Origin of the sequence: Novosphingobium sp. 17-62-19 (genome assembly GCF_002256775.1) — a bacterium.
Taxonomy (GTDB): Bacteria; Pseudomonadota; Alphaproteobacteria; order Sphingomonadales; family Sphingomonadaceae; genus Novosphingobium.
The window spans coordinates 13,189-28,911 of the sequence record NZ_NCII01000004.1 but is presented as its reverse complement, the minus strand read 5'-3'; the positions used below and the strand labels follow the sequence as shown (position 1 = coordinate 28,911).

1 protein-coding gene (only partly in view) is annotated in these 15,723 nt (G+C 62.0%); it reads right to left on the bottom strand.

The features are described from left to right. Window positions 1–15,723, bottom strand: the 5' end (the start) of a protein-coding gene (locus B7X90_RS01135; RefSeq protein WP_292620956.1) for a putative Ig domain-containing protein. Its footprint begins 21,627 nt before the window's first position; the window shows 15,723 of its 37,350 coding nt (coding positions 1–15,723); its start codon is at window positions 15,721–15,723; its stop codon lies off the left edge, out of view.

Sequence of the window (15,723 nt, the reverse complement as noted above, 5' to 3'; positions counted from 1 at the left end):
CGGGAACTGGGCGGAGAGGACATTACCCTGCGGCAGTTCGAACGCGCCCTTGGCAAAGGTATTATCGCGCAAGCCATCGTTGCTGCCCTGGCGGATGATGTCCGCCGGCACTTTGGCGTTCTGATAGACGTTGGTGAAGACATAGACGTAGTATTCGCCGTCAACGCCGGGTGGCATGGTGAAGCTGGCGGTGTTGGTGTAGCTTTCACCGCTGCCCAGTGGCGCATTGGTCTGGAGCACCGAGGCGACCTGTTGCGCGCGGCTCTGGATGAAGGTTGGGTCCTTCGAAATCCAGATCTCGTCCTTCCAGTACTCCGTGCCTTCCCAGACCGCTGCGCCACGGTTTTCGACCGTGTAGGTGACGCTGGTCAGCTCGCCTGAGAAGGCAGGCGCTGCAGGGGCTGCGGGGACGACGGAGACGACCTGCAGATCGGCAGGCGCATTGGTGACGGTTGATGCTGCAAAGTTGGCATTATCAAGCGGCACCGGATCGCCGCCCAGTGCGCTGGAGACAATCACATACATGCCCGCCGCTGCGGGGTTCAGATCGAAGGTCCGGCTTACGGTGTAGCTCTGGCCCGGATCGAGGCGGCTCTGGTTGCGGAAGCTGCCAAGGTCGAACGTGCGCGTGGCATCGGCCAGCAAGGGCGCATCGGCGAGGATCACGCGGTCGGTCCAGCCGTCGGCCGTGGCGGTGCCCCCGGCGCGGATCGTCCAGCTGACCGAAAGCGGACCTCCGGCGACGGCGACCGGATCGGCGGTGACCTGCTCCACCGCGATGGCGCGCGTCACGCTTTGTGCAGGCGTGCCGACGATGGCGATGGCGTCCGAGCGGTAGTTGCTCGAATTGATTTCGTTGGGATCATCCGGGTTGACGTTGGGCGCCAGCGAATCTTCGAGCAGCGTGGCATAGGGATCGACCCACGGGGTGATGTAATATGTGCCCGATGTCAGGCCGGTGGGCAGCGTGACCTGCAATTGCCGGTCATAGCCTGCGCCAACATCAAGCACGCCACCGGTATAGCTGAGCGTGGTAAGCAGCACATCGCCCTGCCCCGGATGGGGGCGGTTGCGATCGCGCGTCAGCCATATCTGTTCGGTCCAGGTACCCTTGTCGGTCTCCCCTGCCCCGCGATTGGTGACCGTATAGCGGACGTCGACGGTGTTGCCCTCGAACGCCTGCTCGTTGACCGCCACGCCATCGACCACGAGGTCGGCAAACGGGATCGGATCGATGAAGATCGCCTGCGCCTTGACGTTGCTGGCAGTGGTGTCGTTCGGGAACTCGTCGATGGCGTTCGAAGCGTCGGTCTGGACAAGGATGTAGACGGTGCCACGGAACCGCTTGGGCACGGTGAACACGTCGGAAATCGAGCGGTATTCGCCGAGGGATTCCAGCGCCGACTGGTTGGGCTTTACCGATACCAGAATGTCATCGCTGGTGATCTTGTCATCGAGCGAGAGGTAGACGCGGTCGGTCCATGTGCCGTTGGCCGGGACCAGACCCTGATTGAACACGGTGAATTCGACCGACCCGGTCGCGCCTGCGGTCACGCGTTCGGGCGCGATGATATCGCCAATGCGCAGGTCCGGGCGCGGCAGGAGCGAGACGAGGATCGTGGCGTCGTCGACCAGCGTGTTGTTGGCGTCGGCCTGATGCTCATAGACCTGTCCGGTCGCGTCGGTGATGACGATGATTTCGTAGGCACTGCTCGACTTGTCGGGCAGGCGCATTTCCTCGCGCCGCGAATAGCTGGCACCAGCGGCCAGTGGCCCGGTGTAGGAATAGCTGCCGATCAGCGTGCCGGGGCCGCTATCGCCCACCTTGCGGAGGTAAACGCGGTCCACCCAGCTGCCGTTTGCCGCCGCTGCGCCATCGTTGCGCACCGTCCAGTCGACATCGATGACCGCGCCTTCTTGCCCGGCGGGTGGCGCAATGATTCTGGTGACGCGAAGGTCCGGTGACGGTGCGAGCGCAACATTGAACGCTGCCGACGCGGCGCTGTTGTTGCCTGAATAGATGAATTCGTACGGTGCGGTTGTGGATCTTGGATTGTCCGATCCAGGAGCCTCGACGACAATGCGGTAGTCGCCCGATATGCCCTCGGGCAAGGTGAAGCTCGCCGTCCGCACATAGCTGTCGCCCGGCGCAAGAAAGCCGATGTGGTTGACCGTGCCGAGCCGGATGCGACCGGTGCCATCGGCGCGTTCGAGGAACACGCTGTCGTTCCAGCTGGCGCTGCTGGTCAGGCCGTTGCCCTGATTGGCGACTTCCCATGTGACGGTCACTTCGCCGCCTGAAAGAGCACCGCCGCTGACCGTAACAGACGGAACGGCCATATCGGCCCACGGTGTCGGCGTGACATCGAATGGCCCTGCCAACAGCGCGCGGTTCTCGTCGTTGCCGTTCTCGAACACCTGCCCCGTGGCATCGCTCTGCACGAACAGCGTGAAGCGTCCGGTCAGGCCCGGTGGCAATATCAGGTCTTCGCTGGCGGTGTAGCTGGCACCGGTGTCCAGCCCGCCGGTGCGGGTGAAGCTGGCCAGCACGATATCATCGCCATCGCCAAGGATATCGTCGCGCGAAACGATGATACGGTCGACCCAGGTGTCGGTCACGCCGCGCCCTGTGCCGGTGTTGGTCACAGTATAGCCGACGGTCACCCGCGCCGGGTCCTGAATGGTCAGGGCAGGCGCGGTCACGTCGCTGACCACCAGATCGGCATAGGGCGCTAGGCCCACAGCCAAGTCGGTGGCGATCTGGTTGTTGGCCTCGCCTGCCGAAAGCTCGGCCAAGGCATTGCCGCTGTCGGTGCGCAGGATCAGGCGATAGGCGCCCTGCGCGTCGATGGGCAGCGTGACGTTGAGCAGGCCATCATAGGTCTCGCCCGGTGCGAGCGGACCAGTGGCGATCAGATCACCGAGCCTGATGTCACCACCGCCGACCACGTTGTCGCGGCTGAGCCAGAGCGTATCGGTCCACGGTCCGGGCGTGGTGCCGGTGCCGTCGTTGGTGATCCGCCAGCGCACCGCAAAGGTACTGTTCGATTCCGCCACCGCGCCACCTTCGTGAACGAGTGCGCTGGGCAGAAGATCGGGGTGTGAAAGGACGAGTTCGAGGCTGGCAAGGTCGTTGTCGACCTCGGCCCCGCCTTCGAACACCTGCCCCAGTGCATCGGCGCGGACGATCACGTGATAGCCGGAATCTCCGATGTTGGTCGGCAGAGTCACATCGCGCACGACCGTATAGGCCTCGCCCGGAGCAAGATCGAACGTACGGGTCACACTGGCCAGCAAGGTGCCACCCGAAACCGTGGTATCATTGTCGATATAGATGCGGTCGGTCCACGGTGCCGTGGCGGGGCGCGTACCGGTGTTGCGGACGGTGAACGTGACGGGCACGGTCTGCCCCGGCACCGCGCCATCGGGCACGGTCACGCTTTCCACCACCAGATTTGGCGATGGCGCGGACACGAATGTGACGGGAGTCGAAATGCCGACGTTGTCGGCTTCCAGCAGGTTTTCAAATACCTGCTGACCTGCGTCGGTCACAAGGATCAGCCGGAACTGGCCCGAGCGGCCATCCTGAACGCTTACCGGGACCGAGACCGAATAGGTCGATCCCACGGCCAGCGGCGCATCGCGCACCAGCTCTGCCAGCACCAGATCGCCCGCATCGGCAATGCCGTCTGCCGAAAGCACGATGCGATCGACATGGCCACCGGGCGCGGTCGCCTGCCCGGTGTTGCGCACGCGCCAGCTGACGATGAAAGTCTCCCCACCAGACACCGTGCCAGCAGGGCCGAACACCGCATCGGCCACCAGATTGGGCGCCAGAGTGGTGATCGTGAAGGGTTCGGAAGGCACAGCATTGTCAGCACGGGTATCGGGTTCGACAACCTTGGCCGTGGCATCGGCGACCACGAACACGCGGTAGCTTCCGCCTGCAAGATTGGCAGGCAACGCGAACGTGGCGCTGGCAGCGTAGGAGCCGTTTGCCGCCAGCGCGCCTGCACGCGCCACTTCGCCCAGAACCACATCGTCTGCATTGCCGAGTGTGCCATCTGCCGACAGCACGATCCGGTCTACCCAGCCGCCATCGGCGGTCGCCGCCACAGGGCCAGCATTGCTTACCGTCCAGCCCACGGTAAGCTCGCCCCCGCCACTCGCCTGTGGCGGGACGGTTACGCCCGAAGTGCGAAGATCGGGGTATTGGCGCGCGATGACATTGGCGATGACCGAAGCATCGTTGTTGTTCTCGGCATTATAGGCCGCCGCCACTTCACGCACGGTGCCTGCTGCGCCAAATGCGCCCCGGTCAGCATAGACGATCGCGCGTACGCGGCCAACCGAAGCCGCTCCATCGGGCAAGCGGAAAGTGAAGCTCTGATCGCGGCTGGCACCTGCCGCCAGTGCGCCGGATGACGTGTAGACCGTGTCGGACAGCACTTGCCCGTTGTCGAGGTTCTGGATGAAGATGCGGTGGGTAAAGCCACCCAACGTGGCCACATTGCCGATGTTGTTTTCGGCCCAGGTCAGCTCGATCGTGTCGCCCGCCGCCGGAGACGTTTGCGTCACCGCAACGTTGGCCAGCGTGATATCCGGCGCGCTTACCACGTCGAGCGCTGTGGTGTTGTTGGTCTCACCCGTTGCGGTCTGGTTTGCCTCGGCAATTTCGGCCAGCACATCGGCGATTACGCTGAAACGGAACGTGCCGGTGGAATTGAGACCTGCGGGGATCACCACTTCGACCGAGCGCGCGAGGCTTTCCCCGGCTGCCAGCGGATCGGCAATCGCACGCGTGGCCAGCAGGAACGTGGAATTGCCCGAGACATTGCGAACTTCCACCCGCTCGCTGAAGCCGGAAGGTGTGGCACGATTGCCCTGATTGGTCAGCGTCCAGTTGAGCGTGATCCGGTCGCCCGGCCCCCAGCCTGAGGCTGGAACCGGCGTAATGTCGCTCACCAAAAGATCGACGAAGGGTGCCAGGCCCGACTGGACTTCAATCGACGCGGCATTGTTGGTTTCGGCCGTACCGCTGACATTGCCCTCAGCCACGGAATTCCCGGCATCGACCGCCAGCGAGAACGACAGCCTGCCGACCCCGGCGTTGCCCGATGGCAGCGTGATTTCGGCCTGCCGCTGCCGCTCGCCACCGGCAGCGATTACGCCGCCAGCATCGTCGAACAGGAATGTGCCGATGACCTGATTGGTATCGAGATTGCGCACGATCACGCGGTCTTGCCACGTGCCCGCACTGGGCTGCGTGCCGGCGTTGCGTGTCTTCCACACGAGCATGACCGTGCCGCCGGAGAACACCCCGTCAGCAGCTACGACTGCCAGTTCGGCAGGCACCAGATCGGGTGCGTCGTTGGCTTCGGGATCGAGCACGATGGGCGCGCCCGCCACCGTCTCGATCACGTTGAACGCGAAGTTCGCCTGCCCCGTCCCGTTGAAAATGCGGCCTTCAAGCAGGAGCGTGAATGTGCCGGTCGCGGGCAGGACATAGCCTTCGACATCGCCGAAGGGGCTGTCGAACAGCTGCGCGCCATCAGGCCCGATCAGCCGCCAGCTCGCCTCTGATCCGGCGAAAGTTTGCGCATCGAAGAAGAAGGTTTCGCCTTGCGTCCCGCTGAAGCGGAAGATTTCGGTCTCTGTCGCCGGGCTAAGCGTGCCGGTGACCGGGAGGCCCGGCGTGATCATCTGCCCTTGCGCAAGGTTGCTGACGCGCACATCGAAAGTGCGCGGCGACGGGGTGCTGCTGCGTACCCGCAGCACATAGTTTCCTGCCTTGAGCGCCACCACCGGATTGTCGGTGTTGTCGCGCGCGTCGCTCTGGTGGAATGGCCGGGTGGCCATCTGTCCATCCACGCCAACGATCTCCCACGATAGCAGGGAATCGGGCGTCATGCTGTCAACATAGACCAGCCCATCTGCCGCCAGCGTAAAGGCAAGATCGGTGGACTGATACGGCAGCGGCAGGGTGCCCTGGTACGTTGAACCCAAGGTCAGCGTATCGACCAGATCGACGATCTTCGTGACCTGAATGGCGTAATTCTGCGGCGTGGCATTGCTGATGCCACCATCGAGCACCAGCGTGTAGCGCCCGCCCCGTGCCAGTGTCAGCGGCCCCTGATCGGTCGACCAGTTGGCAAAGAACAACTGCCTGCCAGAAGGATCGAACAGCCGCCAGATGCTTCCGCTGTTCTGGCCTTGCGCATCGAAGAAGAAGCGCTCGCCCGCTGCTGCATCGAATGTCAGCACCCGCGCCTGATTGCCCGGATCGAGCGAACCGGTAACTGCGGTGCCCAAGGGCAAGGTTGTGGCATCGGCCATGTCGAGCAGGCGGAAGGCATATGGTCCGGCAAAGTCTCCGCCCGGAAACACCGTGAGCGTATAGTCCCCGGCCAGTGCGAAGAGCGATGTGGAACCGCCGATATTGCCGCCATCGGAGCGCAGGAAATCGCGCGTGGCGATGGTGCCGGACGGACCGGTCAGCGACCACCCCACATTGTCATTGGCAGTCAGGCTGTCGAACAGCAGGCGGCTGTCTTGCGCAAGTGTGAAAGTATAGCTGTCGCGCTCACCGGGATTGGCCAAGATGGAGGACACCACTTCGCCTAGTTCGAGCATTGCCGTCTGCTCTATGGCGCGATGGATCGCAAAGGCAGTGGTCTGCGGAGATGTCGTGGCGATGCGACCTTCCACCACCAGCGTGTAGGTGCCGGTAAGCGGAAGATCATTTACCGGACCATCGCCAAGCGGCCCTGCTGTGAACATGTCTCGGCCCAGCGGATCATACAGACGCCAATAAGGGGAAGTCGATCCGCTGATATGCTGAAAGTAAAGGTCGTCGCCTGCATTGGCGGTGAAGCTGTAGACCGCCGTCGAGTTACCCGGCGTTTGCACCAGATCGACCGGCGCGCCCAGCGTCAGAGGCAGGGCATCGGCAAAATCGAGCAGACGGATGGCATAGCTGCCAGTGGCTGAGCCTGATGCACCCACCGCGAGTTCGTATGTGCCCGGCGCAAGATCGATCGTGCCATCGCGGTTGCGGCCTTCGAAGCTGTCGGTGCCGGTGAAGCTGACCGCACCGATGTTCACGCCGTCTCCGGTCAGCCGCCAGTTGAAGCTGGAATTGTTGGTGAGCGTATCGACGGTGATGCGCGTTTGCTCGGTTACCGTGAAAGCATAACGGTTTACCGCACCCGGAAGTGCAACATTGCCGCTTATCGTCTCGCCCAGCACCAGTGGTGTGGGTGCCTGCACCGCGGGGGTCATCACCACGCGCACGTTGTCGATATCGTGGTTGCCTGTGATGCTGCTGTTGGCACCAGAGAAGAACGCGCGCTGGGCTTCGAGTTCGTAACCGCCGAGGAAGTGTCGGTCGATGACGGTCAGGGGCGAAGTGCCACCCGGCGCAGTAATCTGCACAGTGATGAACGCGCCACCCTCTGCCCGCTCCAGCAACACTCGGACGTGGCCCCAATCGCCATTGGCAAGGAGGAATCCAGGGTCGAGCCCGTCGAGGATTTTCACCCCGTTGACGTGCATCTGCAGGTGGTTGTCGTTTGGATCGGCGGTGCCATCGTCCTTGGGATCGAGATAGAACGCCAAAGCGCCCGCCGTATTCACGGGATCGCTTGCGCCATTCGCAGGTCCGGCAAGCCCGAACAGCGGCACAGGCAGCAGTCCAAACGTCAGCCCTTCAGGGTTGACTGCCTGGCCCGGCCGGTTCTGGATGCGGAAATCGAAGTCGAGCGCGACGGTATCCTGCCGTCCGGTGCCATTGGCCGAGAAATAGGCGTTGTTGCGCACATTGGTGGACAGCGTATCGGTGAGACGCAGGAACCTGTCGCCACCGGCATCAAGCACTTGCGCGGCTGCGCCTGCCACGTTCGCCAGAACATAAGGCAGACCACCTGCCGCTTCGAAATCCTGCAATGTTGCCGCACCGCCTGCGGGCTGCACCGGCACATCGAAAATGAAGCCATAGGGCGCATCGGCATTGTTGGAATTGCGCCCCTCAACCAGCAACGTGTAAGTGCCCGAATGCTGCGCAGCATAATATGGCGTATCACCAACCGCCTGTTCGAATACCACCTGCCCCAGCGGATCGATCAGGCGGAAGCGGTTGTTGCTTGAAATGCCCACCGTGGAATCGAAGCGGAACACCATGCCTTCGGTGGCGGTAAACCGATACAGGTCGGTCTCACGCCCCAGCTGTCCCAGCGTGCGATTGAAGCTGCCGCCGGGGGCAAGCACCTCTCCAGTAACAAGATCAAGCAGACGGAATGCGTAAGGCCCAGTGAAAGTGCCTGCCGCATCTATGGTCAGCGTCCAATCGCCTTCGGTGAGATCAATCACCGGATTGGCGCTCAGGTCGATCCCGTCCGCAGCCGAGAACTGGCGTGAAGTGATGATTGCGCCATTCGGGCCGGATAGCGTGTAATTGACCTGGGACAGGTCGTTGAAATTGTCGAACACGACCTGCCGGGTACCGGTCACGCTGAACGTGTAGCGATCACTTTCGCCCTGCTGGCCGATTGTCGCATCGACGCGCTGGCCGATCACATATGGTGTGGTCTGGAAGCTGATCGGTGTCAGGCGAAAAGCATATGCGGCGTTGGATGCGTGATCGACGCGGCCTTCGATGACCAGCGTATACATTCCGGCGCGCGGAAGTTCCAGATTGTCCAGATCGGCAAAGCTCACACCGGGAACGTCGGTGCCGAAAGGATCGATGATCCGCAAACCCATGTCGGGCGTGGCGGTTATGGCATCGAACACTACCCGTTCGCCAGCGGCTGCGGCAAAACGGTAGGCGACGGTGGATGAAGAGGGCGAGAGGCTGCCCGATACTTCCGTGCCCAGCGGCAGGGGTTGTGCCGCTGCCAGATCGAGCAGACGGAAGTTGAAATAGCCGGTGGCATCACCCGTGCCATCCACCATCAACTCATAGTCGCCCGGCTCCAGCCGTAGCGCCGGATTAGCCCCGAAATCGCGGGAATCCGATTGATCGAAGCGGCGGTTTGCCACTTGCGTACCCTCAGGACCGGTCAGGCTCCAGACCAGACCGCTGTTGTTGGTCAGGCTGTCAAACAGCGCATAAGTGCGTTCGGCAAGGCTGAAGCGATAGGTCTGCGTCTCGCCCGGCTGTTCGATCCTCCCCGATACGCCTTGGGGATTGAGATTGCGGAGCTGCGCTCCTCCCGACAGGTTCGTATTCTGGAAATCCAGCGCGAGCAGCAAGCCTGCGGTTCCTGCCGGCGGTGGCGTGGCCATCCCGGCGGTGATCTGTGCGGCCCCGCGTGCGACATCCCACAGCCGGAAGGAATCGACGGCACCTTCATAGGCGCCATAGTCCCCGGCAAGTTCCTGATAGCGCCCGATCTGGAGCGCATCGGCAACATCGGCATTGGCCGAATTGCGGATCGTGCCCGACACTTGCTCAACGCCGTTGACATAGAGCTTTAGCGTGCCGCCATCGCGGTCTGCCACCATGGCAACGTGGACCCATTCACCCGTGATGAAGACCCCCGCATCGGTTGAGACCGACTGCTCGCCAGCATTGTCGCCGACAGCGGCCACCAATTGCCCATTGCTGCGTACCGATAGCAGATAGGCGGCCGTCGCCGTCCGATCCGCACCCTTCACCGCAAGCGACGTCCATGTGTTGGCAAAGCGGTCGAGCTTGAACCAGCCTTCCAGAGTCATGTTGCGTGCAGGCGATGTGGCTGGGCCGTCGGGCACTTCCACAAAGTCCACACCGCGCAGCGCGAGTGCGTTGCCGGTTTGGCCGGGCACCACCGTTGGTTGTGCGGGATTTGTCCCGCCCAGAGTGATCGGGATGGCAGGCTGGTCGGCCACGGTCTGCACGGCAAAGCGATAATCGACCGGCCAGTTGCGCCAGACCCTTCCTTCGACCAGCAGGGTATAAGTGCCGCCCACCGCCATCCGCCCCAGTTCGCGGTCGACGAAATCTGTCGGCCCGAAGACTTGCCGTCCCAGCGGGTCGATCAGACGAAATGTTGCGCGGGCTTGCTGAGCGCTGATGGACTGCGCATCGAGGAACAATGATTCCCCCGCCGCCACGTCAAATTTGAACGCCCTGTTTTCGCCCGAACCGGAAATCGTGCCAGAAACCACAGAGTCGGTGGAAATGGGCGTGGCCCCGGCAAGGTCAAGCAAACGGAAGGCAAAGCTGCCCGTGTTTGCACCATTGGCGTCCACGGTGATCGTATATTGCCCTGCAGGTGCACGGAACAGCGGGTTTGCGCCGCCAAATTCGTCAGAATCGCCATTGCGCATGTTGCGTGTGACAGACAGCCCGCCCGGCCCGTCAATGCGCACGTTCAACTGGCTGTTATCCTGCAAGGAATCGAACGCCAGCATGGTGTCCTGCGCCAGCGTGAAGGTATACACGCGCTGTTCGCCAGGAGTGCCGATCCGGCCCTCAACAACGCCTGCAAGGCCAGCAAGGCTCCAGATCACCGGCACCGATGCGTTGGACACCGTTTCGCGCGTCGCTCCGCCCGCAAGGTTGTCGAAGGGCAGGCGCATCAACAGGCCTGCGGTGTTCGATGGCGCCCCCCGCAGCATTTCGGCCTGTATGTCGGCCTGACTGCGCGCACCGTCCCACACTCGAAGTTCATCCAGCGCACCGTCGAAACGCCGGTAGCTTTCGCTCCATTCGTCTGTGCTGCCAATATAAAGCGGCGTATCCGGGCTACCGCTGGCAGGTGTGGAGGATACTGTCCGTGTGGCCGCAACTTCTCCGTTGATCAGGATCTGCATTTGCCCGGTGGAACGGCTCAGCACCGCCGCCACATGGTTCCATTGCCCGAATTTGATCGATCCACTGGCCGTCTGGAGCGCATCCTCGGCACCACCCCGCGCGCTACCAAAGTAGATGTAGCCGCTGGAATTCAGCCAGACTGAATAGGTGCGCTGGCCGTTTACCCCCTTGTAGACCAGCGGCGTCCACGAATCTGCCATGGCATCCGGGTTGATCCAGAACTCCACGGTCACATCATCGCGGATATCGAGCGCGGGGTCGGCTATGCGCAGTTCCTCGTGCCCCGTCATCCGCAACGCGTTGCTGATCCGGCCTGGGGTCAGCGCATAACCGCCATTTGCACCCGTGATATTTATCGCCGCCACCGGGCTTTCAGCATCATGCAGCACAAAGCTGTAAGGGCGCGGCGTGGTGTCATAGACGCGCCCTTCAACCAGCAGGGTGTACGTGCCGTTTCGGCTGACGGTGAACTCACGGTCACCAAGGCCGGCAGGGCCGAACAGTTGTTTTCCGTCCGGGCCGATCAGGCGATAGCCGTGCTGGCCACTGTTTTGCAGGAACTGCAGGTACAATCGGTCCCCCGCCTCGGCCGTAAAGCTGTAGGCATCGGTTTCCGCTGCTGGATCATTGGTGCCTGCAACCGGCTGTCCTTTGACGATTGGCACTGCTGTTGCCAGATCGAGAAGGCGGAATTGCACTTCGCCGGTGTTCAGCCCGCTGGCGCTGACGGTAAAGCTGTAGTCTCCCGCAGGCAGATCGATGGCCCGATCGCTGGTGTTCTCGAACGCATCACTGTTGCTGAAGGCAGCACCCGCCACCCGACCGGTGATCGCGGTCAGTTCCCAGCTGATCTGATTGTTGTTCGTAAAGGAGTCGAGATAGACGCGCTTCGGCTCGGCCAGAGAGAAATTGAGCGTCACGACTTGCGTAGGCTGCGCAATATTGACGGTGGTCAGCGCGTTCAGGTTCAAACTGCCAGCTGGCGGGTTCAAAGGGCGATGCAGACGGAATTGATAGGGCGTGGCTGGCCCGGCAAAGAACACCTGCCCTTCCATCAGAACATAGTACGTGCCGCTCAATTCAGCAGTGAACGAGCCGCTGCTGAAGCTGGCACCTGAAAGATCGCGTCCGGCAGGGTCAATAAGGCGCAGGCTGGTCCGGCTCGACTGCTGGATGTTCTGGAAAGCAAAGCGTTCACCCGCTGTCGCCGCAAATGCAAAAACCTGTGTACCATTGGGCAGCGAGGGTGTGCCCTGCACCAGTTCACCATTGCCAGCCACGAATTGCGCCGAAGCCGCAAGATCAAGCATTCGAAAGCCATAGGCACCAGAGCCGAAACCGCCGCCCACGACCAGTTCGTATTCTCCCGCTTCAAGCAGGACCGGCGGGAACGTGCCGGATTCATAGCTGTCGGAATTGGTGAAATTGCGCGTCACCGCGTCACCCGGACCGTTCAGTGTCCAGCTGAGACCGGGTGTGTTGGCAAGGGAATCAAACGCCACCAATCGCGCTGTGGCCAGACTGAAGCGGAACCGCTGCAAATCGCCCGCCGCCGCAATCGTGCCACTGTAGCTCGTTCCGAAGGCAAGGTTGATCGGTGCAGGATCGACCGGGCGGTTCAGGACAAAGGCGAAATCGTCGCTCGCTGCGCCGTTGTAGATGCGCCCTTCTAGCAGCAGGGTATATTCACCCGTCGTGGGCAGAACAAAATTGCGATCGTTGAAACTCTGCGGCTCGAATGCCAGTCGACCGAACCTGTCGATCAAGCGGATCGAGCCGTCAAAGCCGGTCACCGCATCAAGCACGATCGTCTCGCCCGCCGTCCCACTGAACCGGTACATTGCAGTGGACCGTCCCGGTGTCAGCACACCGCTTACGGTCGTCGGTCCCGGGGTGATCGGCGTAGCTGCTGCAATATCGAGCAGGCGGAAACCATAGGCACCGGCCGAACCGGTTATGCGCAACTGGTAACTGCCTGCCAGCGGCAGATCGATCACAGTATTGCCGCTTCGATCATAGCTATCGGAATCCCGGAGATTCCAAGGCCCTGTCTCCACGCCACGCGGGCCGACCAGCGTCCAGGTCTTGGACGCGTCGAGCGTCAGTGAATCCATCAGCACTCGCACCGGTCCTGCGGTGGTGAAAGTGAACAGGTCGGTTTCACCCGCCGCACTAAGCGTGTCGTTCACCGTGCTGCCCAGCACAAGCGGTGTGCCGGTTGACGTGTTGGCAGGCGGCGTATTGCCCAACCGGTCCACGCTGAAGCCGTAGGTTTCGCTCGATGTGATGTAATATCGGGATTCGACAAGCACCGTGTATTCACCGGCCATCGCGGCTGTGAACACATTGTCGGAGCCGAAATAGGCCGGGCCATAGACTTGCCGCCCGGTCGGATCGATCACGCGAACGTAGGCGTCATGCGCAAGGCCATCGCTGCGCACAACTTGCAACTGATCGCCAGCGGCGGCTGAAAAACGGAACGTCCTGCTACTGTTGGCAGGATCAAATGCGAACGACGTGCCGACACCAATCGTCAGCGGAGTGGCCGCCGCAATGTCGAGCAGGCGGAACGAAAACGCGCCACTTGCCGCGCCTTGCCCCGCCACTTCGATCACATAATCACCTTCGGGCAAATCGAGCAGCCCTGAGCCTGCCAGATCAGCGCTGTCCGAATTGCGGAAAGTGCGCGCAGAAACCTCGATCCCGCGTGGGCCGCGCAGGGTCCACGTGATGTCTGCCGCCCCGCTCAGCGTATCGAACACCAGTTGCTTCGCATCGGCCAAGGTGAAGCTGTACGCCTGAGTCTGCAACGCGGCTACGGTCCCGGTAACCGTCACGCCGGGCACCAGCGTAGCCTCGCTACGACTGGCCTTGTGCAGCACCGCGCTGAACTGCGCACCCAGCTCGTTGTAAAGATAACCCTCAATTGCCAGTGTATAGGTGCCATCCATCGGCAGATCGGAAAGATCGAGGTCAATCAGCCCGGTAGAAGTGCGAATCTGCCGCCCCGCGGGATCAAGCACACGAATATGGAGACTTGCGCCGGTATAACTCAGCACGTCGAAAAACACGCGCTCGCCTTTGCTTGCGGCAAAGCTGTAAAGGCGTGTCTCAGTAGCAGGTGCGCTGCGCAGAGTGGCCATCGCCGCTGTGGGCGAGAGATCGGCAGCAAGCGGCCCATTTTCTTCATCGAACGGCCAATAGCCGATCAGCCCGGTCTCATTCCCGCTCAGCGGTACCTGCCATGTCGCAGCAATCTGCTCGGCTGAGCGCGCCAGGTTCCACACGCGCGCTTCGTCGATCGATCCGTTCCAGCGGTAGTCGCTCGCCGGAGCGCCGCCGATGGAAAGCGCATTGTTGGTATGGCGAATTGCTTCGGCAAACGCGCTTTCGGCCACCAGCTGGCCATCCACATAGAGTTTTAGAGCCGCGCCGTCATATGTCCCGGCAACATGGTGCCATTCGTCGCCATCTACCGCGTATTCAACAAACGACCCCGACCACGAATTGACGAAGAACCGCACCGTCTCGCCGGTACGCACCAGTCCATAGCCATCGTTCCAACTGGAATCGCTGATCTTGGTAACCGCGCCTTCATAGAAGTCGCCGCCGTCACCCAGCAACCACGCCTCAACCGTAATCTGCTCAGACCTGAGCGCTGCAGTATCGGCGACGGTCAGGTCATTGAGGCGATCAACGGTCCAACTGCGGTTGCCAGCAGCACTTCCACCGATCGGCGCCCCCGCAGCACGTTCGCGCTCTGCGATCGTATTTCCATTGCCAATCGCAGCCGAAAAAGCGGCTCCATAGGTGGTCGGCAAAGCACTTGTGGCATCAAGCAAGCGGAAGGCATAGCGGCCTTTTCCATCGCTGTTGGTGTCACCCGCAATCGTCAGACGATAGCTTCCCGCCACCAGGTCCAGCACGGGATCGCCGCCGTTGGTATCCGATGAGGCCAGCGACCGGTTACTCACCACCACACCGCGCGGCCCCGTCAGAGTCCAGCGCAGACCACTGTTCTGCAGTGTATCGAACAGCACCCGAGAGTCGGCAGCAAGCGTGAATTCGTAGCTGTCGGTATTGCCGGCAAGGTCAATCTCGCCCACCTCGGTCGTTCCCAACAACAGTGGGGCGGTTTCATGCGTCACGCGTGAAAGCGTGAAGGCGTAAGCGATGGCCGTTGCATTGCTATCACGCGCTTCGAGCGAAAGCGTGTATTTGCCCGTACGGCTGAGCGAGAACACACCGGAATCACTGATATTGGCAGGCGGACGCACTTGCTCGCCATCCGGTCCGAGCAAGCGCCACGAGGCATCCCCGCCGGTCAGGCTCTGCGCATCAAAATAGAAACTTTGCCCCGCCGTCACGTCGAAACTGTACAGGTCGGTCTGCTTGCCGGGATTGTTGGCGGCAATGCGCTCTCCCAGCGTCAGCGGTGTCGCATCGGCCAGATCGAGCAGTCGGAACGCATAGTTGCCGGTGGCGTCAGCTGACCCATCAATGCTCAGCGTGTACTCGCCGATGGCAAGGTCCAGCACCGGCGCACCCGTAAAATCGCGCGCATCAGATGCGCCAAACGCGCGGTTGGCGATGACCTGCCCGGACGGATCGGCCAGATTCCAGCTGATCGCCGACGAATCAGTCAACGAATCAAATACATACTGCGAAGGCGTGCTGATCTTGACGATGAACTGGTCGGTCTCACCCGCCACATCGATCCGCCCTTCGATGGGTGGTGTGTCGGCGGAAAGGAGCAGCCGAGGTTCAAGCGTTTCCAGCGAGAGCCGGTTGGCAAGCGTGCTCGCCAGCGTCGTGGATGTGCGGAGCCGTGCCCGCTGCCAGTCCTTGAAACGCCCGGTGATCGGTTCGATTGTGGCAAGGCGGGCCAATCGCCCGCGAAGATCGCCAAGCCTGCGCTGGTTCAC